Origin of the sequence: uncultured Aquimarina sp. (genome assembly GCF_947500065.1) — a bacterium.
In the GTDB taxonomy this organism is placed as follows: domain Bacteria; phylum Bacteroidota; class Bacteroidia; order Flavobacteriales; family Flavobacteriaceae; genus Aquimarina.
This window is the reverse complement of record NZ_CANMQT010000001.1, coordinates 400,273-425,390: the sequence shown is the minus strand read 5'-3', so window position 1 is coordinate 425,390 and position 25,118 is coordinate 400,273. Positions and strand designations below refer to the sequence as shown.

At 32.4% G+C, this 25,118-nt stretch carries 23 protein-coding genes; 7 read left to right on the top strand and 16 right to left on the bottom strand.

Annotation, left to right across the window (positions count from 1 at the left end):
- Positions 1 to 119: 119 nt before the first annotated feature.
- From Q0975_RS02080 to tsaB, 3 genes are all read left to right on the top strand, one after another.
- A complete protein-coding gene (locus tag Q0975_RS02080; RefSeq protein WP_299432369.1) occupies positions 120 to 1,568 on the top strand; it encodes a TolC family protein in 1,449 nt (482 codons plus the stop codon).
- Positions 1,569 to 1,645: 77 nt separating this feature from the next.
- Positions 1,646 to 2,923: an efflux RND transporter periplasmic adaptor subunit gene (locus tag Q0975_RS02075; protein ID WP_299432366.1), complete on the top strand. Its 1,278-nt coding sequence runs from the start codon at positions 1,646 to 1,648 to the stop codon at positions 2,921 to 2,923.
- Positions 2,924 to 2,964: 41 nt separating this feature from the next.
- Positions 2,965 to 3,624, top strand: coding sequence for a tRNA (adenosine(37)-N6)-threonylcarbamoyltransferase complex dimerization subunit type 1 TsaB (tsaB, locus tag Q0975_RS02070; protein ID WP_299432363.1), 660 nt, complete (start codon positions 2,965 to 2,967; stop codon positions 3,622 to 3,624).
- On the opposite strand, the gene Q0975_RS02065 is transcribed toward tsaB, so the two are convergent.
- From Q0975_RS02065 to Q0975_RS02045, 5 genes are all read right to left on the bottom strand, one after another.
- Positions 3,578 to 4,282, bottom strand: a complete 705-nt coding sequence (locus tag Q0975_RS02065) for a hypothetical protein (protein WP_299432360.1) — start codon at positions 4,280 to 4,282, stop codon at positions 3,578 to 3,580. The genes tsaB and Q0975_RS02065 overlap by 47 nt on opposite strands.
- A 230-nt stretch (positions 4,283 to 4,512) precedes the next feature.
- Positions 4,513 to 5,217, bottom strand: coding sequence for a hypothetical protein (locus tag Q0975_RS02060; protein WP_299432357.1), 705 nt, complete (start codon positions 5,215 to 5,217; stop codon positions 4,513 to 4,515).
- A 587-nt stretch (positions 5,218 to 5,804) separates the two neighbouring features.
- Positions 5,805 to 7,841 (bottom strand): thioredoxin domain-containing protein, encoded by a 2,037-nt coding sequence (locus Q0975_RS02055; protein ID WP_299432354.1) that lies wholly within the window; start codon positions 7,839 to 7,841, stop codon positions 5,805 to 5,807.
- A 152-nt stretch (positions 7,842 to 7,993) separates the two neighbouring features.
- Positions 7,994 to 8,194 carry a dodecin family protein gene (locus Q0975_RS02050; RefSeq protein WP_299432351.1) on the bottom strand — a complete coding sequence of 67 codons (201 nt, stop codon included), beginning with the start codon at positions 8,192 to 8,194 and terminating at the stop codon, positions 7,994 to 7,996.
- Positions 8,195 to 8,322: 128 nt separating this feature from the next.
- Entirely contained in the window at positions 8,323 to 9,267 is a 945-nt protein-coding gene (locus Q0975_RS02045) for a NifU family protein (protein ID WP_299432347.1), read from the bottom strand.
- 204 nt (positions 9,268 to 9,471) lie between these two features.
- Here Q0975_RS02045 and Q0975_RS02040 point away from each other — a divergent pair, with 204 nt between their 5' ends.
- Entirely contained in the window at positions 9,472 to 10,500 is a 1,029-nt protein-coding gene (locus Q0975_RS02040) for a type IX secretion system membrane protein PorP/SprF (RefSeq protein WP_299432344.1), read from the top strand.
- Positions 10,501 to 10,563: 63 nt separating this feature from the next.
- Here Q0975_RS02040 and Q0975_RS02035 read toward each other — a convergent pair whose 3' ends face one another.
- Both Q0975_RS02035 and Q0975_RS02030 read right to left on the bottom strand, forming a co-directional pair.
- Positions 10,564 to 11,076 carry a rhodanese-like domain-containing protein gene (locus tag Q0975_RS02035; protein ID WP_299432342.1) on the bottom strand — a complete coding sequence of 171 codons (513 nt, stop codon included), beginning with the start codon at positions 11,074 to 11,076 and terminating at the stop codon, positions 10,564 to 10,566.
- A gap of 12 nt (positions 11,077 to 11,088) precedes the next feature.
- Positions 11,089 to 12,264 (bottom strand): vWA domain-containing protein, encoded by a 1,176-nt coding sequence (locus Q0975_RS02030; protein WP_299432339.1) that lies wholly within the window; start codon positions 12,262 to 12,264, stop codon positions 11,089 to 11,091.
- A 220-nt stretch (positions 12,265 to 12,484) separates the two neighbouring features.
- Here Q0975_RS02030 and Q0975_RS02025 point away from each other — a divergent pair, with 220 nt between their 5' ends.
- Both Q0975_RS02025 and Q0975_RS02020 read left to right on the top strand, forming a co-directional pair.
- Entirely contained in the window at positions 12,485 to 14,728 is a 2,244-nt protein-coding gene (locus tag Q0975_RS02025; protein ID WP_299432336.1) for a histidine kinase, read from the top strand.
- 69 nt (positions 14,729 to 14,797) lie between these two features.
- Positions 14,798 to 15,532 carry a LytTR family DNA-binding domain-containing protein gene (locus Q0975_RS02020; RefSeq protein WP_299432333.1) on the top strand — a complete coding sequence of 245 codons (735 nt, stop codon included), beginning with the start codon at positions 14,798 to 14,800 and terminating at the stop codon, positions 15,530 to 15,532.
- A gap of 14 nt (positions 15,533 to 15,546) precedes the next feature.
- On the opposite strand, the gene Q0975_RS02015 is transcribed toward Q0975_RS02020, so the two are convergent.
- The 9 genes from Q0975_RS02015 to Q0975_RS01975 all read right to left on the bottom strand — a co-directional run bounded on the left by Q0975_RS02015 (position 15,547) and on the right by Q0975_RS01975 (position 24,305).
- Entirely contained in the window at positions 15,547 to 16,071 is a 525-nt protein-coding gene (locus Q0975_RS02015; RefSeq protein WP_299432330.1) for a hypothetical protein, read from the bottom strand.
- Positions 16,072 to 16,253: 182 nt separating this feature from the next.
- Positions 16,254 to 17,042 carry a glutamate racemase gene (gene murI, locus Q0975_RS02010; RefSeq protein WP_299432327.1) on the bottom strand — a complete coding sequence of 263 codons (789 nt, stop codon included), beginning with the start codon at positions 17,040 to 17,042 and terminating at the stop codon, positions 16,254 to 16,256.
- Between the two features lie 90 nt (positions 17,043 to 17,132).
- Positions 17,133 to 17,642: an OmpH family outer membrane protein gene (locus Q0975_RS02005; protein ID WP_299432324.1), complete on the bottom strand. Its 510-nt coding sequence runs from the start codon at positions 17,640 to 17,642 to the stop codon at positions 17,133 to 17,135.
- A 43-nt stretch (positions 17,643 to 17,685) separates the two neighbouring features.
- A complete protein-coding gene (locus Q0975_RS02000) occupies positions 17,686 to 18,543 on the bottom strand; it encodes an OmpH family outer membrane protein (protein WP_299432321.1) in 858 nt (285 codons plus the stop codon).
- A gap of 36 nt (positions 18,544 to 18,579) precedes the next feature.
- Positions 18,580 to 21,210 carry an outer membrane protein assembly factor BamA gene (gene bamA / locus Q0975_RS01995; RefSeq protein ID WP_299432318.1) on the bottom strand — a complete coding sequence of 877 codons (2,631 nt, stop codon included), beginning with the start codon at positions 21,208 to 21,210 and terminating at the stop codon, positions 18,580 to 18,582.
- A 4-nt stretch (positions 21,211 to 21,214) separates the two neighbouring features.
- On the bottom strand, positions 21,215 to 21,952 hold the full coding sequence (locus tag Q0975_RS01990; protein WP_299432315.1) for an isoprenyl transferase: 738 nt from the start codon (positions 21,950 to 21,952) through the stop codon (positions 21,215 to 21,217).
- A gap of 3 nt (positions 21,953 to 21,955) precedes the next feature.
- Positions 21,956 to 22,639, bottom strand: a complete 684-nt coding sequence (locus Q0975_RS01985) for a DUF6089 family protein (RefSeq protein ID WP_299432312.1) — start codon at positions 22,637 to 22,639, stop codon at positions 21,956 to 21,958.
- Positions 22,640 to 22,739: 100 nt separating this feature from the next.
- Positions 22,740 to 23,624: an NAD kinase gene (locus Q0975_RS01980; protein ID WP_299432309.1), complete on the bottom strand. Its 885-nt coding sequence runs from the start codon at positions 23,622 to 23,624 to the stop codon at positions 22,740 to 22,742.
- 24 nt (positions 23,625 to 23,648) lie between these two features.
- Complete coding sequence (locus tag Q0975_RS01975; protein WP_299432306.1) at positions 23,649 to 24,305, bottom strand: CBS domain-containing protein; 657 nt, start codon at positions 24,303 to 24,305, stop codon at positions 23,649 to 23,651.
- Positions 24,306 to 24,402: 97 nt separating this feature from the next.
- On the opposite strand from Q0975_RS01975, the gene Q0975_RS01970 reads away from it, so the two are divergent.
- Positions 24,403 to 25,116, top strand: coding sequence for a pyridoxine 5'-phosphate synthase (locus tag Q0975_RS01970; protein ID WP_299432302.1), 714 nt, complete (start codon positions 24,403 to 24,405; stop codon positions 25,114 to 25,116).
- Positions 25,117 to 25,118: the final 2 nt, after the last annotated feature.

The window sequence follows — 25,118 nt, the reverse complement described above, 5'->3', positions numbered from 1 at the left end:
AGAAGGATCAATAATATACAAATAGGTATTGTGAAATGAACCGAATAACATTTTAGTATTAATTTCTATATGTTTTGGCAAGTTTCCATCTGACCTCTGAAAAAAATAAAGAAAAACAGATGAGAATTAAAATTTCGATTATTTGCTGTGTCCTTTTCGGGATTCTGGCTACGCAAGCACAAGAAAAGAAGTGGACGCTAAGAGAATGTGTAGAACATGCTTTAGAGAATAATATAACAATTAAACAGTCTGCTCTTAATTTAGAAGCTTCAGAGATTGATAAAATTGATGCTATTGGTAATTTTTTACCAAGCCTAAATGCGAATGCTGGTAATTCTTGGAGATCAGGTTTAGCGACGGATCCTATTACAAATGTTAATAGCACTCAGACATTTAGGAGTTCTAATTATGGAATTGGAGTTGGAATTACTTTGTTTGATGGATTAAGGAATGTAAGACAATTACAAAGAGCGAAAATTAATAGACTATTAAATCAGTATAATCTTGGTAAATCTAAAGATGATATTGCATTATTTGTGGCAAATAGTTATCTGCAAGTATTATTAAATAAGGAATCCTTAAAAGTAATTGAGAAGCAGCATGAAATTACTTTAGAGCAACTAAAAAGAACAAAAGATTTAGTTGAAGCAGGTGTATTGCCAGAAGGAGATATTTTTGAGATTGAAGCGACTTCTGCTGATGAATTAACACGTATTGTACAAGCAGAAAATGCAGTGTTGATTACACGGGTTTCATTAGCACAGACACTGTTAATTAAGGATTATAAAAGTTTTGATATAGCAGAACAAGAATATTTAGTTCCAACGTCTTCTATCATGAATAAATCTATTGATGAAATAAGAACAACAGCTAGAGAGTCAAGATATGAAGTCCAAATTGCAGAACAAAATAAATTAATAGCAGAAAAAGATTTACAAATTGCTAGAGGAGCATATTACCCTAGTTTAAGCGGTTCTTTTAACTACGGAACAAGTGAAGTTGGAAGTAATACATTTTCAGGAAGTGTAGATCCGGATAATCCAATAATAACAGAAGAAATTGGATTTGTAGGGAATTCAGGAGATGCTGTTTTTTCTAGCAGACCTAATATACTTTTGCAAGAGGGAGGACCTACACCTTTTATAAAACAATTATACCAGAATGATGGTTTGTCCTATGGATTGTCTCTTTCTGTTCCTATTTTTAATGGTTTTTCTGCGAGAAACAATGTTAAGAGAAGTAAAATCAATGTAAAACGTACTGCTTTCCAATTAGAGCAAGCAGAGTTAGATTTGGATAGTAATGTCTATCAGGCATATCTGGATGCTAAAGGAGCTGCAGAAGCCTATGAAGCATCATTAGTAGCAGTAAAAGCGCAGGAGAGAGCATATGAGTACGCTAAAGATCGTTATGATGTAGGAAGAACAAATGCATTTGATTTTAGCCAATCTAAATTTAGACTGGAAAACGCACAGAGTAATGAGGTGCAAGCTAAATTTGATTATATTTTTAAAATCAAAGTATTAGAACTTTTTTTCGGAATAAAGCTAGCGGATATTAAATTATAAATATATAACTGCCTATTTGGGCTGTTAACCAAAAGGTTGTAATTTCATCCAATAAAATTAATTTTTTAAAATAAGTCATGAGTAGAAAAACTTTACTAATCATTTTAATAATTGTTATCGTTTTAGTTATTGGACTGGTCTTTGGTAAAAAGGCAGGATGGTTTGGTAAAGACGGAAATCTAAAAGAAGTAGAGATATCAAAAATTGAAAAAATTGATATTATTGAAACTGTTTCTGCAACTGGAAAAATTCAACCAGAAGTAGAGGTTAAACTTTCTTCTGAAGTTTCTGGTGAAATCATTGACTTACCTATTAAAGAAGGACAACAAGTAAAAAAAGGAGATCTTTTGGTTAGAATTAACCCAGATATTATTCAGTCTGGCTTAAACAGATCTCAAGCGGCGTTAGAAAATACTCGAGCAGGTTTACGACAAGCAGAAGCTAGTCTTAAAGAGGCAAAATTAAGTTATGATCGTAATAAAGAGTTGTTTGATAAAGGAGTTATTTCTAAAGCAGAATGGGATAGTTCAGTTTCAGCTTATGAAGTTGCAGAAGCGGCAAAGCAATCAGCTTTTTACAGTGTAAAAAGTTCTCAAGCTACAGTAAATGAGGCAAAAGATAACCTTAATAGAACTACAATCTACGCTCCGATGAGTGGAACCATTTCTAAATTATCAGTAGAGCTAGGAGAGCGAGTAGTGGGGACACAACAAATGGCTGGAACCGAAATAGTAAGAGTTGCTGACTTAAGTAATATGGAGGTTGAGGTAGATGTAAACGAAAATGATATTGTTAAAGTTGCCTTAGGGGATTCTACCATAGTTGAAGTGGATGCATATCTTAAAAAACAATTTAAAGGATTAGTTACTGAAATTGCAAACTCTGCAGAAAGTACATTAAGTGCGGATCAAGTAACCAATTTTAAAGTTAAAGTTCGTATTCTCGAGAAATCATATCAAGATTTAGTAAAAGATAAGCCTGAGAGTTATTCTCCTTTCAGACCGGGTATGACAGCCACTGTGGATGTTATTACTAATAAAAGTGAAGATATTGTTGGAGTTCCAATTAGCGCAATTGTTATTAAGAGTGATACTTCTAGTAGTGTTAAAAGGTCTTATACGAAAACAAAACTTCAGGATTCTGACGAAAAGTTTGAATGCGTATTTGTTAAGGATGGTGGAGTTGCCAAACTAAGAGTTATTAAAACAGGTATTCAGGATGATAGTAATATAGAGATTACTAGTGGTTTGGAGGTTGGAGAAGAAGTTATTACCGGACCGTATAACGTAGTTACCAAAACATTAAAAACAGGAGATAAAGTAACTTCTAAAAATGACAAAAAGGCTAAAGAATAATTATGATAATTAAAGGTATCTTTGCATAAATTTTTTGAAGGATGGCCTATATTCTTTGCTTAGAAACCTCTACAACCAATTGCTCTGTTGCATTAACTAAAGATGGACAAGTAGTTGCGTCAAAGGAGGATTACGATACCAAATATTCACACGCAGAACGTTTACATCAATTTATCACAATAGTTGTTAATGAAGCGGCGATAGCTTTGAGTGATCTTGATGCCATTGCAGTGAGTAAAGGTCCTGGATCATATACTGGTTTAAGAATTGGTGTTTCTGCTGCCAAGGGATTATGTTATGGATTGAATATTCCGCTTATTTCCATAAGTACGCTACATTCTCTGGCAATGCAAGTAAAGATAATAGAGGGTTTTGTTGTGCCTATGATCGATGCTAGAAGGATGGAAGTGTATTCTGCTATTTTTGCTAAAGATTATGAGCAGATAAGAGCTACAGAAGCAGAAATATTAACCGAAACTTCTTATGATGTTTATTTAGAAAATAAGAAAGTATACTTTATTGGCAATGGAGTAGCTAAGTTTGCTGAAATATGTAACCATAAGAACGCAGAATTCATTCCAGAAAAATTGCCATCTGCTATACAGATGGCAACTATAAGTTATACTAAGTTTTTGAGAAATGATTTTGAAGATGTTAGTTATTTTGAACCCTATTACTTAAAAGACTTTGTGACGGGGTAGCATCAATGTTTTTTAAAGCATTATATTTTGATACTAGTTTTATTAAATCTTCGGTTTTTTTAACTTTTAATTTCTCTTTTTTGATGTATTTTTTTAACTCATCTTTCTTGTCAGAGAATACTGCTAGTAAGTCACTTTTTTTAGGGGGTAATTTAATAATTGAACCATTTTCTTCTAGATAATAAGTTTCTATTTTTTTTATTTTTCCTATTTGAGCAGAACCAGTATTAGCATCCATAGTTTTTGGTTCTGTAATTTTGAGATTATATTGCTTGTAGATTCTATATTGCTCATTTTGATCTACAAGAACATAATATCCACGCCTTCTTAAACCACGTTCGTTTTTGAAAGTACAGTAATAGAAATAATCGTTCTCAATTCTTACATGGGTAGTAGGGGTTTTAATAATTTCATATAGCTTAGAACCTTCAGCATATTCTAAAGCGTCATTAAAGATGTTATATCGTATGGGTGCATCATATGTTCCCTTTTTTTCAGCAATTATACTAGCGTTCTGATATTCTTTAGGTGTGTACATGGATCCTGTATACGAATCGAATACTTTCGTTTCCTGAATTGTTTTCAATAATTCTTGAGGTAATTGAGCCAATAAAGTTGAAGTTGTTAAAAACAACAGTATTTGTAGTATATTTCTCATAGATTATTATTTTTTGAGACTAATATACAAAAATATTCCGATAAAAGGTAAAAAACATAGATCAAGTACGGTTTTATTACATAAAAGCTTACATGTTTTATTCCTAATGGTTGAGAAATTAATTTTTTTTGAACATAAAATATCTATGATTGCTTAATTGTGTTCATAAAAAAACCATCTCCTGAAGATGGTTTTTTTTAAAATAAAATAGACTTTTAGTATGGTAAATTTCAATCTCTTCTAGATCTAGTGCTTAATAAGCTTCTAGATGGATTGGCATCACTACTTTTTAGTGCATTATATCTGGAAACAAGACGTATTAGATCTTCTTCTTTTCTTACTTTTATTTTTTCCTTTTTAATATAGACTTTTAATTCCTCTTCTTTATCACTCAGAGCAGCTAAGATTTTCTTTTTATTCATAGGAAGCTCCATGATTACATTACGCTCTTCTAGGTAGTATTTTGTTTTTATTTGCACTTTGCCAGGAGTTGCAGTTCCGCTCGCAGATCCTTTTTTATTAGGTTCCGTGATTTTTACAGAATACTTTTTATATATTCTATATCGTTCATTTAGTTCAACTAATATGTAATACCCTGGTCTTTTTAAACCCCGTTGAGACTTAAAATCACAGTAGTAATAGTAATCTCCGTCTATTCTTGCATGTGAAGTAGGATTCTTTAGGAGTTCAAATAAATCTGATCCTTTCTTCAATTCCAATGCATCAGTATATGCATTGTATCGAAGTTTAGCGTCAAAGGTTCCTGATTTCTCATCTATAACGTTTGCATCTTTGTATCGTAGGCTTTTAAAAATGGAACCATCATACTCATCAAATGTACTTATTCTCTTAGCCGGTTTTATTAAAGATTGCGGAAGTTGTGCAAATAAAACAGGCGACATTACTAAAAATAAAAATTGTAGTATTTTTCTCACGACATATTGATTTAGGTTAATTAAATGTAATAAAATGCAAGATTAAATGCAAAAATATAAGTTTTAACACATTATTTTTATTAATTCACTAATGTATTTGTCTTTTTTATTGCGTATTTAAGGCAAATATTAAATTTCGTTGAAGATATAGCATCTATTTTTTATGGAAAAACAGTAGTCTTGGCAACGAAAACGTTGTAATTATGTAGGAAAAATCCTTTATTCATTTATTTAAAGTGTTGATTTACATCATTTTCTTTAAAAAATAAGTTACTATTTTTTTATGATGTCGTGGAAAAGAATTTGTTATTTTCCTTTTATTCTTAGAAAGAGGAACAATATTATCATTAATGTTTAAATAATAATTACTAAGGTTATTTAATGTACCCAGAACATCTTGTTCTAACGAAGTTTTTGCATCTTAAGTTTCTGGAGTAGAATAATTATAACCTTTTGCTAAGTCTGAAGCAGGTTTTAATTGAGTATAATTAAATAATGAACAAGACAATGTAGCAATCACAAAATAAATCTTGATTTGCACAGTAAGGATTTAACTATTATAAAGATATTAAAAAGTGATAAGTGCCTTACTCAATAAATTTTTTGGCTTGATCAACATCTTCTACTGGAATTTTACAGGCATTATTTACACATACATAGATGAGTGTTTTATTTTTAGAAAACCTTCCTTTAAGTAGTGGTGTTTCTAATGAAGAGGTACTTCCGGCTACTAATTTATTTGGAATATATGTTGTGTTCAATTCTTTGTTTTTTAACTCTAATTGATCTCCAACTATTACGATTTCATAAAACTTATCAGAATAATTAAGCATAAGATCTAACCAGTTAGAATATCCGGCGGCATATCGTTCCAGTTGTGGTTTAATAGTATGTAGCATTTCTTGGCTAGTATTTAAATACATTTTATTATCCGTGTAATGATAGAGTAGAAATAAATTCTTTGCCATTATAGAATTTGATGAAGGAATCACATTGTCTGTATATTCTAAGGTACGCGTAATAAGTTTTGGATCTAAATCAGAAGTGAAATAAAATAATTTTTTTTCTTTATCATAAAAATGATCAAACGCGTATTCCGTAAGTCGTGCAGAGATATCCAACCATTGCTGGTCAAATGTGTTTTGATATACGCTAATAAAGGCTTCAATAACGGTTGCATAATCTTCTAAATACCCATTAATAGTACTTTTTCCTTCTTTATAATTGTGCAACAGAGAGTTGTCTAATTGCAATTGCTTTTCTTTTATAAAATTGGCATTACGTAAGGCAATATCTAAAAACTTTTGATCACCAAATACACGATAGGCATCTAGGTATCCTTTTAGCATCAGTGCATTCCAGGATGTTAAGGTTTTGTCATCAAGCCTTGGTCTAGAACGTTTACCTCTTGCTGATATCAAAATACTTTTCCAAGTTTTAATTTTCATTTTTAATGTATCGACAGATAGATTATGCTCTTCAGAAAATGTTTTATTATCTTCTTTTCTAATTAAAACATAATTCCCTTTTTCCCAGAAACCATAAGAATTTATGTTATAATACTTAGTAAATAGTTCATAGTCATTACCCAATAAGGATGTAAGTTCTTTTTTAGTCCATACATAAAAAGCTCCTTCTTCTAGTTCTCCTTTTGGTGTATTGCTGTCGGCATCAAGGGATGAGAAAAACGCTCCTTCAGGATTGGTTAATTCTCTGGATATAAATTCCAGAGTTTCATATACTACCTTTTTGTACCAATCATCACGGGTTAGTAAATATGCGTCCGAATATAAGCTCACCAACTGAGCGTTATCATATAGCATTTTTTCAAAATGAGGAACATGCCATTTGTCATCTGTAGAATATCTTGCAAAACCACCACCTACATGATCATAAACACCTCCATAGGATATCTTAGTTAGTGTATTTGTTACATATTTAATTAACTCCTCATTTTTAGTTTGATACCCATATCTAAATAAAAATTGATAGTTGTTTGGCATCATAAATTTAGGAACTCGTTTAGTGCCCCCTTTTTGATGATCGAAACTAGTACTCCATTCTTTTATTGATGTTTCGATAAAAGCATTGTCAAAACTAATTTCATCCGTATTAATTTCAATAAAATCAGCAGTTTTCATTCCTTGTTCTAACTTTTCAGCATATTCTATTAATCTTTCAGGTTGGCTATTATATAGATCAGAAATCTGTTTCAACGCTTCTGCCCATTTACCTTTTGGGAAATAGGTACCACCCCAAACAGGTCTTCCATCTGGAAGTGTAATCATATTAAGAGGCCAACCACCACTACCAGTCATTAATTGTACTGCATTCATATATACTTGATCTACATCAGGTCGTTCTTCTCTATCTACTTTTATATTGATATAATTGGAATTCATAAGTTCTGCTACCTGAGGGTCTTCAAAACTTTCATGTTCCATAACATGACACCAGTGACAAGCAGCGTATCCAATACTAACAATAATCAGTTTATTTTCATTCTTAGCCTGAGTTAACGCCTTTTTCCCCCAAGCTTTCCAGTTTACTGGATTATGAGCGTGTTGTAAAAGATAGGGGCTGGTTTCGTGTATAAGGTCATTAGTATAGGTGTGCGATTCCATGGATTGTTTGTTTTGCCCAGTGCAAATGGTGAAAAATAAAATTGATATGATAAGAAATAAGTATTTCACTTCGGTAGTTTTAAGCATAGTCTAAAAATATAAAAAGCATCTCAATACTATTGAGATGCTTTTTATAGATAAAAAATAAATTGTTAACCTATCTCAAAAGATATTTTAAGAATGACTCTGTATTCTGCAATTTCATTATTCTTAATAATCATTTTTTGGTCAGAAACCCATGCAGATTTGATGTTTTTAACTGTTTTACCAGCTTCTTTTACTCCATTTCTAGCTGCATCTTCCCAACCTTTTTCTGAGGTTGCTATTACTTCTATTACTTTGACAATTGCCATATTGATAATTTTTTGGTTAATATTTTATAAAAGGTTCTCTAAATATACGAGATACTTTGGTTTTTATTAAATAATAACGGCTATTATTTATACGGATTTTTCGATATGATGAAAGATAATTCGATGAACTACCCATTTATAGCTTCTACAAAGGCTACTTTGTCTTTCAGCATCTCTTTTAACATGTTTTCTATACCATTTTTTAGTGTAAAAGTAGAAGAAGGGCATCCGCTACAGGCACCTTGTAAAATTACTTTCACTCCTTTGCTTTCTGGATCATAAGAGTCAAACATGATATTTCCTCCATCGCTAGCTACAGCTGGCTTGATGTATTCTTCAATAATATTTATGATATCCTTAGAAGTATCATCTAGTTTTTCGAACTCTGCATCTGCTTTTTTCTCAGTCTGGCTTTTTGAAACTGTAGCATTTTCGGATAAGACTTCTTTGCCTTGCTCTAGATATTCACGCAAGAATTCTCTTATCTCAATGGTGATATCATTCCAGTCCGCCATGTCATACTTATTAATAGAGATATAATTTTCATCAATAAATACCTCTTTTACAAAAGGGAAATGAAACAGTTTTTCTGCAAGAGGTGCTTCCTTAGTATCATCTATACTTTTAAACTCATGTATACTAGTAACTAATTTTTTATTAGCAACAAATTTAAGTACCGCAGGATTAGGCGTACTTTCTGCGTATATGGTGATAGGTACTTTTTTATCAGATGCGGTTTCATTGACGATAGGCTGCCCGCTATTCAAATATTCTTTTATTTGTTCTGCAATTTCATCCTGTACATCAGCCCATTCTACAATATCAAACTTGTCGATAGCAACAAAGTTTTGCGCAATAAATACTCTTTTTACAAAAGGTAGATAAAATAACTGTTGAGCCAGAGGTGAATTTTTAGCGTGATCTATATTTTCAAATTCATAGCTTGTGTGCTCGGTCAAAAAATAATTAGCTTCAAACTTTATAATACTAGCATTAGAAGTAGGCTCTATTTTTATTTCAAAATTCTTTTCCATAATCATATTTTTGGCAAATTTACTAAAAAGTAACTCCATAATAGTAGGGTTTGTGGCATTAAGAATGTTTTAATACTGGGGTAAAAAGATATGTTCTGGTAAAAATTTATATATTTGAAGCCGGCAAGAAATAATATTTTGATTGGGAAAATAAATATTAAAGCCCCACAATATAAGCGGAATTAAACAGTTTATATTGAAATAATTAACCTAGTTTTTCCTTTATTTAACATAATGCCTCTAATGAATTTGAAGAAATACTATTTGTTGTTTGCTATACTGACCTCACAATTTATTTTTTCTCAGGAAGGAATCCCCGTTTATACAGATTATCTTTCTGATAACTTATATTTAGTTCATCCATCTATGGCAGGAGCCTCTAATGCTAATAAAATTAGGCTTACTGCGAGGAAACAATGGTTTGATGTTGATAATGCTCCGAGCACACAATCTGCAAATATTAATTTTAGAACAGGTGACAAAGTAGGCTTAGGAGGTATTGTGTACCGAGATGAAAACGGACGTTTTTCTCAGACTGGTGTATTTGTAACTTTTGCATATCATTTATTATTCTCTCGTGATCGTACCGATCTTAATATGTTATCTTTTGGTATGAGTGGAGGGTTTATTCAGTCTAATGTGGACGAAAGAGGTCTTGATGATCCTGCAGATCCTGATCCTGTGTTAAGAGGGAATGTGCAAAAAGACGCATATTTTAATGTTGACGTTGGGATGTCATATCATTATCTGAATTGGTATACGCATTTTACAGTAAAAAATTTACTGCCTACTGCTAGAGATTTATTTGATAATACGGATATTGGTGCTACTTTAAGAGATTCTAATAACCAACGAAGATATATTTTCTCTGTTGGGTATGTATTTGGGTTAGGAAATGGTCCTTGGAGTTTAGAACCATCGATTCTATATCAGGCTACTGATCAGACTAAAGAAAGTACTATTGATGCAAATGTGAAAGTATATAGAAGATTTGGCGAACTAGCCACTTTATGGGGAGGAGTATCTTATAGAAGAAGTTTTGATGGAGCCGAGTTTTCTCAAACAGGTATCGAAATCGAAAGCCAAAAATTACAATATATTACACCGCTTATAGGTATAAATTATAAAAAATGGATGGTTGGATATACGTATAGTTATCAGTCTAACTCAGTAGTCCTTAGTAATGGAGGTTTCCATCAGTTAACACTTGGATATGATTTCGGAAAGCGTAAAGAACGTTGGAACTGTCATTGTCCTGCTGTAAATAATTAATTCAAACAGTATAGTTTAAAGATTACAAATAAAGGCAAGCTTTTTAAGCTTGCCTTTATTTGTTTATTCCACTTCAGAGCCGATAAATTTCAGCCGTTTATCCCGTATAGGAACTAGTGAAGATAATTCATATATATATTTATAACCATATCCATATAAATTTATGAACGTTGGGATGTTTAGTGCCAACGGTAACTTCTTAGTTGGGAAATTTAGAGTATCACCATCGATGTTATTGTTGCAGTAAATTAATATTCGAGTTGTTTTATCAGGAATTAATTTAGCTAATTTCTTTTCCGTGAAGTCGGAAAAATTTAAATGAATAGCACCTTTAAGATGTTTCTTGTTATAAGCAGATTCAGATCTTGTATCCAGAAGAATAGTGCCGGTATCTTTTGCGAAATCAAGGAATTGATCTAGAGGTACTAATCTTGCTTGTCTATATTCCAGAACTTCCTCTGATATTTCTAAAAAAGAATTATAGTCAACTTTAGAGTCTTGTAATTTTTTGTTTTCTTGTGAGATTACTGACATGGATGTGGATACTATTAAAATAATAATTAGTGTTGTTTTCATTGTTGTGTTTTTTTATTCTTCCCAGCTAAAAGATTTTTTTCTTCCTTGAGTTTTTATTGCTTTTATAAGAGCAGCTTCTAGGTTTGATTCATCCTTTTTACTATTATTTTTAATATGCGCTAAACGTTTCTTGTTCAATTCTTGTATCTTTTTCTGAACCTCTTTTCGTTCATTGCTCTTTTGAGTAATGTATTGTTTTAGTTCAGTTTTAGACTTATTCTTTAATTCTTGCGGCAGTTCTTCTTTAGCAACTTCCTCTAGTTCGAAATCTTTATCTTCTGCGGCATCTACTAGGTCCCAGCTTTTATTTTTATAAAACCCAGAACTTTTACTAACTGTTCTGCTAACTGCGTTTGCTTGACTATATGACCTAGCATTATTATCCTGCTCTGCTTGTAGGCTTATTTTTTTAGAACCTTCATTGCCATAGTAGATATAGGTGTTGTTTAGTTTACGATTTAGTTGCAAAATAATATCATCGTAAGGTGTTGCTATATGTATAGTCTCTCTATTATGATCAATCGCACTATACTCTCCATTAGTTAAATCAGCACCATCTTTCCAATTGGTTCCAATACCTTGTTTGTAGTTACCGCAAAATATAGTATTGATGGTAATGTCTTTTTCCTTAGCATCAGTAGCTGCATCTTTATAGTTTACGGGCCCTTGTGTAAAAGGTTCGTTCCCAGCTATAAAGATTAGTTTAAGGTGATCATTGTTTTTTTTCCAATCTAATTGATTTATTGAGGTATTGATTACTTTACCACAATACTCATTTCCTCCATTAGTAGTTAATGCGAAAAGTTCTTTCGATATTTCATCTAGATCGTCAGAAAAAGGTAGTACTTGCCTTATATAGCCTTCCTTTGATGGTAAACGATCATTGCCATATTCATATAAGGCTATCTGTAGTTTAATTTTGTAATGCCCGCATTTTGCATAGGACAATTCATTTACGATTTCCCATAACTGAGCTTTTGCTTGATCAATTAATCCGTCCATACTATTACTGGTATCCAGCAATAATGCTACCTGTATGTTTTTGGTATCAGGATCGGTTTTGGATGTGTATATCTGATTTGAATTCTTAGATTGAAATGCTAATTCCGAATTTCTATTATTTTTTGCATTACAGGAAACAGGAATTATTAGTAAACATAATAAACTCCATATACATATTGTCTTCATAATTGTTGCTCTTTTATATTTTGGCTAAAACTAATAGTAACTTTTTTGGATAAAAACCATTAATGAGGAAAGCTATGTTGTGAATGAGTGAAAAAGACGTATCAGTTAGGGAAAGGTTCTTTTATAATATGAAAACTTATATAAAACCACAATATCTGTAAATACTGATTTTAATATCCCACATAAATGGATTAAGTTTACCTCGCTTAGATAGTATATGATGAATAAGTTTTATTTTATTTTGTTGATTTTGTGGCTATTGCCAAGTTCTTTTGTTGCTCAAGATAATGCGAGAACATTAGAGAAACCTAGGGGAACAATAACTAGGACGACAATAAGAGGTACTGTAAAGGAAGACAAAACGCTTAAACCAATAAAGAATGTAGAAATTCAGGTGGTTGGTGGTAGCTTATATCGGACTGATAATTTGGGGGATTTTAAAATACAGGCTAGAGTAGGTGATGAGATTATCATACGTCATGATAGCTTTAATACGATCTATCATAAGATTAATAGTGATGAAAGGATAGATGTTAAGGTTCAGGAAGATCCTTCTGCGTCAAATGAAAAAAAAGTAGAAAAGCAGAAAAGATCATCCGCTGTATATGGAGCTAATCTTACCGCTGCTAGAAGCTCTTTGAAAAAAGATGCTGCGACCAGTATTGATTATGTCACTAAAGCTCTTGAAACTATAGAAGAGGATGATACTTTTGGAGATGAAAAGAAAGCCGAGCTTTTTGAAACTTTAGGAGATATTTATGACTATTGGAAACAACCGGATTTAGCAGAAAGTAATTATGTAACCAGTCTTAGTAATAAGTTTAGTAAAGATGTAAAGATTAAACTTGGGAATTCTCAATTGCTAAGTAAAAATTATGAGGCTTCATTGTTAACTTTTAAGGAATTAGAGAAATCAAGGCTTAGCTCTTTACAAAAAGTAAAGGTTTATCAGGGGTTAGGAGATAGTTATAAAGGGCGGAATGATAATACAAATGCAATAAGTAATTATAATAAGGCATTGTCATTAGCACAAAAGAAAAAGTATGAGGATATCATTATTGAATTAAACTCGAAATTAGCAGAAATGCTTCAATTGCAAGGTAATCTTGATGGTGCGGAAAAATATTTAGGTAATTCAGTCCAGTTAGCTAGTCAAAGAAGTAAAAAGTCATCTGCTCGACAAAGAGCAAAGGCAGCAGATTTTTATAATAAGAGCAACAGTTATGATAAAGAGATAGAATTAAGAAAAGAAGCACTTGAGGATATTCAGGATATCGAAAAAAAAGAAAGTTTTAATACTGTTGAAAGAGATACAATTGCATCAGAACCCCTTAATGTTGACGATCGTGCTATTACTTCGCAGGTGCAGAATTACAAAATAGCCAATGCTTTTGCTGCGCAGGAGGAATATGATGAAGCTATCCCATATTTAAAAGAAAGTATTAAAAAAGCGACTTCAGAAAACGATTTGGTTGTACAGAAGGACGCTACGCGTAAATTGGGAGAGGTATATCGTGAAAAAGGCGAGATCAAAAAAGCTTCTGAAACTTTTGAGGAGTATGAGGCAATTATCGATAAACTATATATTCAGAAAGAACAAGAAATATCACAAGCTAACAGATTTAATAGAGAACTGGTACAAAAAGCAAATCGTATTGCTACATTAGAGAAAGATAGAGAACTTAATGAAAGTAAATATAAACTAGCTTTTGCATCGCAGGAGTTAGCAGGTCAGCAAAAAGTAATTATATATTCCTTAATTGGGTTGTCTGTATTATTGTTTTTGGCGGCATATTTAATGTATCGTAATATTAAGCAGCAGCAATATGCTAATAATTTATTAGCATTGAAGTCATTGCGCTCTCAGATGAATCCTCATTTTATTTTTAATGCATTAAATTCTGTAAATACTTTTATAGCTACGAGTGATGAGAGAGCTGCTAACAAATATTTAACGGATTTTTCTTTGCTGATGAGAGCAGTTTTAGAAAATAGTGAAGAAGATTTTATTCCATTAGAAAAAGAAATAGAATTGTTAGCATTGTATGTGCAGTTAGAGCATTTTAGATTTCAGGATAAATTCGAATATGCTATAGAAGTAGATCCGAAAATTGATGTTAAACAATATATGATTCCGCCAATGTTACTACAGCCTTATGTTGAGAATGCGGTTTGGCACGGGTTGAGATACAAGGAGGAGAAAGGACTATTGTCAATAAACTTTGCTAAAACTATAGATGACACCATTGAAATTGTAATTTCTGATAATGGAATCGGGAGAGAAAAATCAATAGCATTAAAAACATTAAACCAAAAGAAACAAAAATCTCAAGGAATGAGTAATATCAAAAAGAGGATTACTATTCTTAATAAGATGTATAAGGATAAAGTGGATGTTTTTATAACCGATTTGAGTAATGAGGGTGGTACCGAGGTGAAACTAATACTGAAAAAAGATAAATAACACTTAGAGGTGTTTTTGAAAAACAATAGAAATACTTGACTTAGGAATAATTTAATAAATCTGAAAACTGTGAATTTAACCGCGATAGTAGTAGATGACGAGGCTAATAGCCGAGCAATCCTGAAAAATTACCTAAATAAATATTGTCCAACTGTTAAAGTATTGGGAGAAGCTGCAAGTGTTCAGGAAACATTAAAACTCCTGGAGTCCAATAATCCTGATCTATTGTTTCTTGATGTAGAAATGCCATATGGCAACGCTTTTGATTTGTTGGAACAAGTCCCAGATAGAACATTTGAAACTGTATTTGTAACGGCTTATGATCATTATGCTGTAGATGCACTTAATGCACAAGCCACATACTATTTATTAAAGCCTATAGCAATTGATAATCTTATAAAGGCTGTAGATCATGTAAGTCATATAAAAGAGCGAGAAAAAGAACTACAGGATAAAGTTTTAACACCAAAAATATCTCCTACTGTTGACGGTAAGATTACAATACCGCAACAGGATGGTTTTGAAGTATTGAAAATTTCTGATATTTTATATTGTCAAGCGGATGATAATTATACGAAAATATTTCTGAATCAAGGTCAAAAATTAGTAAGTAAAACTTTAAAGTATTTCGAAGAATCTTTGAAAGATCATGGATTTGTTAGAATCCACAAAAGCTACTTGGTTAATGTAAATACTATAGTAAGGTATAAAAAAGGTAAAGGAGGTAGCGTACAGTTATCTTCTGGTAAAGAACTTATGGTTTCTTCTTCAAAAAAGGGAGTATTGTTAGATTATTTTAAATAGAAAAAATGAATCAACTAGTTAGCTAAATAATTCTGTCTACTATGTTGATTTATAGAGGCAACAGTTTTTCTTTTCTTATATATTGGAGAATCCATAAATAGTTTTTTCACTTGATTGTCCCAATCTTTTACAATATCAAAATAACTACTATTAACCACAGCCATTATTTGTCCGCAATCATCACAAATATGCTTTTCATATTCTAGAAAATAGTGCGCAAATTCATGAAATGCAACTACTTTTAATATTTCTTGATCCAGTAGTACCATCCAATTAATTACAATGTTTTCTACTTTGTTGTCTTTATCTCTTGTAAGCATTCCTAACGTTGATACTTCAGGGGAAACAGTGAGTGTGTCAACAATATCAATGTTTTTAAGTTCAAATAACTTATCGTAATATTCTATATTATATTCTTTACAATACTCAAAAAAATTATCTAAAAGAGGTTTTAATCTTCCATCGATTTTAACATTATTTTGCGCAATAGTAAAGGTCACACAAAATAATCCAAAAAGCGTTACAAAGCTTTTCTTCATAATAACAGAATTAGGGGTAAAAGGTCTATTAGTATCTTCTTTACTGTAAAAAACTAACAGTCAAGAGATTATCAAATAAAGGAAAAAAATTATCCAAAAAACGATAAGAATTGTTAAAGTTCGTTAAAGAGTAAAATTTTTAACAAAACACATGTTAAAATGAAGTCCAATTCTTACTTTGGTTAGAATTCTAGCAGTTCAGAACTTGTGGGTATATTGCTTTTTTTAAGAATATCTCGCAAAATTTGTAATTCCCCATTAGTGAAGAAAATATGGGATCCTTCTTGGTAATCTTGTTTTAAAATTTCTTTTTCTGAAAGAATAACTTTAGTCTGTCTTGCCACAGCTTCACCAGAGTCTATTATAATAATATTATCCGGAACCATTTTTCTAAGAATCGGAATTAAATAGGGGTAATGACTACAACCTAATACCAGATAATCAATATTTTGTTCTATAAGAGGTTGGACATAGGATGTTAATAGTGCAAACATTTCTGAGGTATGGATTTTACCTTCTTCTATAAGTTCTACCAATCCCGTACCGATAACTTCTATAACTTCTATTTTGGTAGCGTATAGATCAGATGTTTTAGCAAAGAGTTCGCTAGACAGCGTACCTTTGGTAGCTAATACGCCTACTTTTCGAGTTTTAGTATTAAGAGCTGCAGGTTTTATAGCCGGTTCGATGCCTATAAATGGAATATCAAATTGATCTCTAAGTACTTTTATGGCGTTAGTAGTTGCAGTATTACAGGCAACAACAATGATTTTACAGTTTAGTTCTAAGAGTTTTTTTGTGTTTTTAATACTTAATGCTATGATTTCCTCTTTACTGCGTTTGCCATAAGGAGCATACTTACTATCCGCTAGATATATAGTGTTTTCGTTAGGCAATGCGATTGCGATCTCCTTCCAGATGGAGGTTCCACCAATACCCGAATCAAAAATACCTATTGGTTGATTGTTCATTACTACGAGATAGTACTTTGCCAAAAATAAAAAAAACAGTGAGAAATTAGGCTCACTGTTTTTTTATTTTATGCTATAAATTGTAATTTTTTAGATACCTAGATCTTTTTTTACATCAGCCATTAAATCTTTTCCATCAGCCAAGATAACTCCTGTACCTGTAGTAGAATCTAATACATATTGAAACCCTTGTGCTCTAGCTACTTTTTGGATAGAAACACGTGCGCTTTCATAGATTGGCTTTAACAATTCAATTTCTTTTTTCTGAAGATCTTGCAAAGCATTTTGTCTATAATCTCCAATGCTTTTTTCAGTAGCCTGAACTTCTTGCGCTCTTTTAGCATTTTCTTCCTCAGTCTTAGTAGCTACTTCTGCTTGATACTTTTTCATTGTATTCTGTAATTCCAAAACCATGTTTCTGATCTCAGCTTCGTATGTCTTGTTTAGCTTTTCAATTTCACTCTTGGCAGCTTTAAAAGCAGGCATTGCTTCTACAAGTTCTTGCGATGCAATATGTGCTACTTTAGATTGCGCATTTACGAAACTTGATGCTCCTAGGATTAATGCACAAGCTACTAATAGGGTTCTAAACTTTTTCATTTTAATAATATTAAGTGTGTTATAAATTTAAAAATTAATTTCTCTAATTATCGTCATTATCATTTGTCTCTCCATCATTATTATCTGATGGGGTATCATTTTTAAGCTGTTCTTTTAAAGCCTTTATAGAGTCTTTTTTTCTTTTTTGTGCTGCTAAGAGTTTAGCTCTTCTTTCTTCATATTCTTTTTTCTTTGCTGCCCTGATTGAATCTCTAGCGGCTTTTCTTTCTGCTAGCAATTGCTCTCTCTCAGATTGTTTTTTAGATGTTGCTCTATCTCTGTCAGTGACTTCTTTTTCTTGCTCAACATTTCTTTTTTCAGCACGTTCTAATGCTTTCTTCTCTTTTTTGCTACTTACTTGCCTTCTTTTAGAGGCTCTATTTATTCTAAGTAATATTTGATCACTTATATCGTATCTATCAGCGGAATATAACATTACTAAATCCGCAGATTTGTCAAATATAAAGTCGTATTTCTTGTTTTTTGCAACTTCCTGAACCGCAACAAAAACTTGATCCTGCACTGGCTGCACTAATCGCCTTTTCTGGATAAATAAATCACCATTAGGGCCAAACCTTTTTTGTTGATATTCAAGAATTTCCTTTTCTTTAAAGAAAATATCTTCCTCTCTTTCTTCTATAAGCTCTTTAGTAAGAAGAACACGTTCATTGTTGAGATCTTTTCTCATTTGTTCTACTTCCTTTAATTCAGCTTCGATTTCCACCTTCCATTTTTGTACTTTGGTTTCTAAATCGGCTGAAGCTTCATTATACTCAGGTACATTTTCTAAGATATAATCCATATCTATATAACCGACTCTTATACCTTTTTGTGCTTCTGCAATATTGGAGAAAGATAACCAAAGGATAGCTGCTAATACTAAAAGAACTTTTGTTTTCATGATCCTGTTTTGTTTATAGAAATAATCGTGCCAAAATTAAAATTGTTGTCCAATGATAAAGTGAGTTTCCCATCCATTATTTCCTGTCGTACCTGGAATTGGGTCAAAACCATACCCAAAATCAATACCCAGCAATCCAAAGGCTGGCATAAAGATACGTAAACCTGCTCCAGCAGAACGATTTAATTGAAATGGATTAAACCCTCTAAAGCTATCATAAGACGCTCCTCCTTCTAAAAACGCCAGCATATAAATAGAAGCTGATGGTTTTAGAGTAATCGGATAACGAAGCTCTAACGAATATTTATTATAAATTGTTGCCCCATCTTCTACAAAATCTGGATCATTTGCTCTACTAAGAGGAATAAGTGATTGATTTGGATACCCTCTAAGCGCCACAACTTCTCTTCCATCAAGAGCTGTTGCCCCTAATCCATCTCCTCCTAGGAAAAATCTTTCGAAAGGAATATTTCCTCGATTATTATTATAAGCTCCAAGGAAACCGTATTCAGCACCAGTCTTTAACACTAAAGGATTTTTTCCAATCTTAGCAAGTGTAGTATACCAAGTAGCATCAAATTTAATTTTATAGTATTCTAACCAATCAAATCGTTCCTGATCAATCTCTCCTATTTCAGTTCCGATTTCTCCAATCCTTGAATTAGTAGGGTCAGTATTGATAAGATCTTCTTGTTCTTCCAATAAAGTACTACGTTCTTGTGCTAGTTCTTTATAATCAGTACCATCCCAAAGTGAGTAGGGAAGAGACAATTTAGCAATTAGGTTAAATTCTGATCCAGCTGTTGGAAAAATTGGATTTACAGCTGTGTTATTTCGATTAATTCCTATTGTGTATGCTAAGTTGTTAGAGGAACCATTACCAAACGTAAACAATCTTGTGTTGTAGTTTTTAAGGTTATAATGCTGGATACTTACAGCTTGTGATAACGTAAAATAGTTATCAGGCCAGTTTAATCTTTTTGCAATACCAATAGATCCACCAGTAATAAGGAATTTACTATCTCTGTCTACATCACGGGTTCTGTTATTGAATAAAAATTGAATTGTATGTGAAAAAGATGTAGAAAGTTGGAAAGGTTTTTTTCCTCCTAACCAAGGCTCAACAAATGATAAACTATAGGTCTGAAAAAACTGACTAGCTTGAGCTCTTACACGAAGCGTTTGACCATCTCCCATAGGTAAAGGACTGTATGCTTCTTTGTTAAAAATGTTTCTGATCGAAAAATTACTGAACGCTAAACCAAGTGTTCCAACAAAACCTCCGCCACCAAAACCACCTTGAAGCTCAATCTGACTTGCTCCTTTTTCTACAACCGGATAGTTGATGTCTATTGTTCCTGCTTGTGGATCAGCATTTTTAAATTGTGGTTCTAATTGTTCTGGGTCGAAGAACCCTAATTGCCCTAATTCTCTAACGGTTCTTACAACTAAATCTTTACTATATATTTGTCCAGGTTGAGTTCTTAAAATTCGATAAATTACGTGATCATTAGTTTTGTCATTACCAGTAACAGTGATGTGATCAAAATGAACTAGTTTCCCTTCTCGAATTCTTATTTCAAAATCAATAGTGTCATTTTTTACGTTTGTTTCTACGGCATCTATGTTTGAGAATAAGTACCCGTTATTTTGATACAGGTTGGTAAGGTCATCTGCATCGGGTTTTGTGTTGTCAGCAATTTGTTTTTCGAGAAGAACACCATTGTATACATCTCCTTTTTTGATAACTAATTGTCTAGCCAATTGATTGTCCGTATAAACACTATTTCCTAAGAAATTTATATCACCAAAATAATATTTATTGCCTTCCTCAATGGCTAGGTTTAGCGATACACTATTGTTATCTTCTACAACAAGTGAATCAGAAGTGATACGAGCATCACGATATCCTTTTTCTTTGTATTTACTAACAATGTTTTCTTTGTCTTCCTGATAATCGTTCTTAATATATTTTGAACGTTTCCAGAATCTCCAGAATTTTTTCTGCTTAGTGTTTTTCATTGCTGATCGCACTTTACTATCAGAAAATTGCTCATTTCCGTTAATCCTAATTTTATCAACTTTTACGCGATCTCCTTTGTCTACACGCACTAACATATTTACCTTGTTAGTCGGAACAGTGTCCTTAACAGCTGTAGTGTTAATAACTACCTTGGTATTAAGAAAGCCATCTTTACGATACTTATTGGTAATAAAATTACGTGTTGTGGTAATAAGGTTTTCAGTAACCTTTGCTCCAGAAGTAAGACTGTTTTCTTTGATCAAATCTTCTCCTTTACGTTTTCTAACGCCATCAATACGAACCTCGTTTAATTCAGGTACTTCTTGGATGTTGATTTCCAAATAAGCAGTATCGCCTTCTACTTTGGTAATGTAGAAATTAATATCACTAAACAATTCAAGATCCCAAAGTTTTTTAATAACCTGACTGATTCGATCACCTGGTAGTGCAATTCGCTGACCATTTTTAAGCCCTGTAAAAGTAATAATAGTATTTTTACTATATGTAGATATTCCAGTTACCTCAATATCTCCAATAATATACTCTTTTCCTGTTGTGCCAGGGATGCTTTGTGCCGAAAGTAATACTGTATTTAATAAAAATGCAAAGAATGCAAAATACGTAATAGGTAATTTTTTTGTCATCTTTTTAACTAAGCTGCTCACTAGTTTTTCCAAATCTTCTTTCTCTTTGTTGATAATTTAAAATGGCTTCCAATAAATCTGTTTTTTTAAAATCAGGCCATAATATTTCAGTAAAATATAATTCTGCATACGCGATCTGCCATAATAAGAAATTACTAATACGCTGTTCTCCACTTGTACGTATTAATAAATCAACATCTGGTAGGTTTTTAGTATACAAATGCTCATTAATGACTGCTTCATTTATAAGATGTGGCGAAAGTACATTATTTTTAACTTTAATGCTTATTTCTTGTATAGTTTTTATTAGCTCTTCTCGACTGCCATAACTAAGTGCTAATGAAAGTGTCATGTGCTTGTTATCCTTAGTCTTTTCAATGACTTCCAGTAATTCTTTTCTGGCTTTTTCGGGTAGTGCTTGTAGATTTCCGATGGCATTTAGTCGGATATTATTTTTTTGTAGAGTCTTTATTTCTTTTTTTAATGAACTCACCAAAAGCCTCATTAAAGTCTCTACTTCTAACTTGGGTCTGTTCCAGTTTTCTGTAGAAAAAGCATATAAAGTAAGATGTTTTATTCCTATTTCTGCGGCACCCTCTACGGCTTCTCTAACAGCTTTTGTTCCTTTTTCATGGCCAACAGCTCTAAAGAATCCTTTCTTTTTTGCCCACCGTCCATTACCATCCATAATGATGGCTACATGTTCCGGAATGTTAGAATTGAGTTGTTCTTTATTAATCATTTTTTAAAATGCACAATAACATGGTATTCGTCCCCATGTATAGGATATTGTTATACCAGTAAATACATACCAGTCATTATTATCCAAATTACCAAATCCTGTTCCAAATGCACTGTCTGGATCACTTCCGTCCAAATTATCAGTGAATGTATATCTCGCACCAATTTCAGCACCTAAAACCCAGTGTCTTCCCATTGTTTTTTTAACACCAACTACCATAGGGATAGCAACACTCCATTTTTCACTATATGTACTAATTTGATTCCCGTTATTTGGGTCAACTGCCTTAGCACTATAGTTGAAACCAGTCAAACCTGTATATAAATAAGGAGTGAATTGTGGTTGACTATCGTATAAATACCAGTCCCAAAAATTAAATTCTAATCCTGCAGATATTTCTTTTACAGAATTATTAAAGCTAAAACCTCTTTGAACTCTTCTGTCATCTCCTCTAGAATCATTTGATTTTAGGTTAGCATATAAAAAGGATGCTCTAAACGCGTGTCTTTTACTTCGATTCCATTTTCCAATAGCTCCAAAAGCAAGAGCATTTGGTGATATGTAGTAGGTGGATCCTACGTCGCCAATATAATTAGAACCACCAACCATCAGCCCTACCTCATAGGTTTGTGAGTTGATAGATTGTCCAAAAAACAAAATTAATACAAAGGATGCTAAGTATCTCATAGATTTTCAAAAGTTTGCAAATATAACAATTAACTTTAGTACACAAGAATTTGAGTAAAATAGTATGAATTAAAAAACACTTTTTAGTGGATTTTATTGTTTAGTTGCGTTTATCTTCACCCCAAAGCATTTTTTTTCGTAATGTTTTTAAGAAGCTATCTCCTTCCAAAACGACCATGTTAATTTTAAAAGGTGCTTTTTTTATAACAACTGTAGTTTCATTTGGTAAAGCGTGTATTCTAGAGTCTAGAGATACTAAATAGGTGTCTTCTCTTCCAGAAACTTGTAGTTTTATTTCTTTATCATCGGGAATAACCAATGGTCTTGCATTTAGATTATGAGGCGCTATTGGGGTTAATACCATACTTTCTGCATCAGGCATCATAACTGGTCCGCCGCAACTTAGGGAATATCCTGTAGAGCCTGTTGGGGAAGAGACAATTAATCCATCCGCCCAATAAGAGGTTAAGAATTCATCATTAAGACTGGTGTGCACCGTTATCATAGAAGTAGTGTTTCTTCTACTAACCGCAATTTCATTCATTGCAAAATTTAATACACCAAATTCATCAGATTTTGGTAATGTATCTATAGTAACAATACTTCTAGGCGAAATGTGGAATTTTTTATTTAGAATAAGATCGATAGTGTCATTTATCTCCTCTTTCTGAATAGTCGCCAAAAAACCTAATCTTCCTGTATTAATTCCGGCTATTGGAATCCCTAAGTCTCTAACATAGGTTATAGTTTTTAGAATGGTTCCGTCTCCTCCAATACTAAAAAAAAGGTCGTAGGAATGATCTAATTCTTCAAAAGTACTGAAGTGAGAATAACTTTTGTCAATATCATCATGAAGGTCAATTAGTTCAAGAAAGTTTTTTTCGATTACTACCTCAATATTATTTTTGTCCAGAGCTTCTAGTAATTGTTGAATATATATTCCAGATTTTTCATGATAGAACTGGCCGTAAATACCTACCTTCATTATGATATGTTTTGTTCGTTGGTGTTATATGTTAAGATATTTTTCTAAATAATGCGATCTTTCCTTAAGATTGTTTAGAAATAAATCTTCTTGATGCTTAGAGACAATATTGTAACTATATCTTCTAAATGTTTGAACAATATTGTTTATGTCGCTATCATTTATTTTTAATGTAATTTGGGTTACATCATTTTCTGTATTAGAAATAAATAGGCCAAGTAATTTGGCGTTGTTTGATTCTATAATTTGTGAAACTTCGCTAAATGAATAATCTAAAACACCTTTTTCTACAATCAAAATATTGCCTGGTTCACTTAGGAAAGGGGTTTCATTAAAGAGGTTCATAATATCTCTTAATTCAAAATAACCTTGATAATTGTTGTCGTCATCTAGAACGGGCAATATATTGGAATGATTTTGAGCAAACGATTCTAAAATGTCTAACCAGTTGGAATCGGCCCTAACAAAAAAACCTTCTAAAGAATACAAGTAGGATTCTAATGTTTTTTCTGTTTCAAAACATCTTACATCTGCTTCCGATATGCAGCCGATATAAGTACCGTCTTTTAAAACAGGAAAGTGAGTGTAGGTAAGTTCGTTAAATAAAAGCTGCGCATCCACAACTTTAGCTGTTGTAGCGAGTGGATCTATTTCGTTTATTATGTATAAGCTTGTCTTCATATTCCCGGGGCTTTTTATGCAAATTAATCAAAAATATGTAACCGAGGCACTCTCAAGTTCGTATTTTTGCTTTTTATTAAAAGTTATATCAAAAACTATGACAAAATTAAGTGTTAATGTCAATAAAATAGCAACATTACGTAATTCAAGAGGTGGTAATACTCCTGATTTGCTTAAGGTGGCTGCTGATATTCAGGATTTTGGTGGAGAAGGTATTACGATTCATCCAAGACCAGATGAAAGACATATTAGGTATCAGGATGCATATGATCTAAAGCCAGTCGTGCATACCGAATTTAATATAGAAGGAAACCCGATACCAAAATTTATAGACTTAGTGCAGGCTGTTAAGCCAACTCAGGTAACGCTTGTTCCGGATGCGGTTGATGCAATAACTAGTAATGCTGGTTGGGACACTGTTAAGCACAAAAGTTTTTTAAGTGAAGTTATATCGGAATTCAAAAAGAATGGAGTCAGAACTTCCATTTTTGTCGATCCTGTTAAGGAGATGGTAGAAGGAGCTAAAGAAACAGGTGCCGATAGAATAGAATTATATACAGAGGATTTTGCATCAGAATATGCTAAAGGTAATCTAGATTCAGTGCGACCATATGCTGAATGTGCTAAATTAGCTATGGAATTGGGGATTGGAGTAAATGCTGGTCACGATCTTTCCCTTGATAATATTAAATTTTTTAAAGAAAGTATTCCTGGATTGTTGGAGGTTTCTATTGGGCATGCGTTAATAAGTGAATCCTTATATCTTGGGTTAGAAAATGTTGTAAACATGTATTTGCACAGACTTAAATAATT

Bases quoted from the DNA above. Each gene is read 5' to 3' on its own strand.
- Q0975_RS02030 (WP_299432339.1), bottom strand. From the start codon at position 12,264: ATGAAGACAATATGTATATGGAGTTTATTATGTTTACTAATAATTCCT.
- Q0975_RS02035 (WP_299432342.1), bottom strand. From the start codon at position 11,076: ATGAAAACAACACTAATTATTATTTTAATAGTATCCACATCCATGTCA.
- Q0975_RS01990 (WP_299432315.1), bottom strand. From the start codon at position 21,952: ATGATTAATAAAGAACAACTCAATTCTAACATTCCGGAACATGTAGCC.
- Q0975_RS01970 (WP_299432302.1), top strand. From the start codon at position 24,403: ATGACAAAATTAAGTGTTAATGTCAATAAAATAGCAACATTACGTAAT.
- Q0975_RS02040 (WP_299432344.1), top strand. From the start codon at position 9,472: ATGAATTTGAAGAAATACTATTTGTTGTTTGCTATACTGACCTCACAA.
- Q0975_RS01975 (WP_299432306.1), bottom strand. From the start codon at position 24,305: ATGAAGACAAGCTTATACATAATAAACGAAATAGATCCACTCGCTACA.
- murI (WP_299432327.1), bottom strand. From the start codon at position 17,042: ATGAACAATCAACCAATAGGTATTTTTGATTCGGGTATTGGTGGAACC.
- Q0975_RS02005 (WP_299432324.1), bottom strand. From the start codon at position 17,642: ATGAAAAAGTTTAGAACCCTATTAGTAGCTTGTGCATTAATCCTAGGA.
- Q0975_RS02065 (WP_299432360.1), bottom strand. From the start codon at position 4,282: ATGAGAAATATACTACAAATACTGTTGTTTTTAACAACTTCAACTTTA.
- Q0975_RS01985 (WP_299432312.1), bottom strand. From the start codon at position 22,639: ATGAGATACTTAGCATCCTTTGTATTAATTTTGTTTTTTGGACAATCT.
- Q0975_RS02045 (WP_299432347.1), bottom strand. From the start codon at position 9,267: ATGGAGTTACTTTTTAGTAAATTTGCCAAAAATATGATTATGGAAAAG.
- Q0975_RS02055 (WP_299432354.1), bottom strand. From the start codon at position 7,841: ATGGAATCGCACACCTATACTAATGACCTTATACACGAAACCAGCCCC.
- Q0975_RS02025 (WP_299432336.1), top strand. From the start codon at position 12,485: ATGAATAAGTTTTATTTTATTTTGTTGATTTTGTGGCTATTGCCAAGT.
- Q0975_RS02080 (WP_299432369.1), top strand. From the start codon at position 120: ATGAGAATTAAAATTTCGATTATTTGCTGTGTCCTTTTCGGGATTCTG.
- Q0975_RS02000 (WP_299432321.1), bottom strand. From the start codon at position 18,543: ATGAAAACAAAAGTTCTTTTAGTATTAGCAGCTATCCTTTGGTTATCT.
- bamA (WP_299432318.1), bottom strand. From the start codon at position 21,210: ATGACAAAAAAATTACCTATTACGTATTTTGCATTCTTTGCATTTTTA.
- Q0975_RS02050 (WP_299432351.1), bottom strand. From the start codon at position 8,194: ATGGCAATTGTCAAAGTAATAGAAGTAATAGCAACCTCAGAAAAAGGT.
- tsaB (WP_299432363.1), top strand. From the start codon at position 2,965: ATGGCCTATATTCTTTGCTTAGAAACCTCTACAACCAATTGCTCTGTT.
- Q0975_RS02015 (WP_299432330.1), bottom strand. From the start codon at position 16,071: ATGAAGAAAAGCTTTGTAACGCTTTTTGGATTATTTTGTGTGACCTTT.
- Q0975_RS01980 (WP_299432309.1), bottom strand. From the start codon at position 23,624: ATGAAGGTAGGTATTTACGGCCAGTTCTATCATGAAAAATCTGGAATA.
- Q0975_RS02075 (WP_299432366.1), top strand. From the start codon at position 1,646: ATGAGTAGAAAAACTTTACTAATCATTTTAATAATTGTTATCGTTTTA.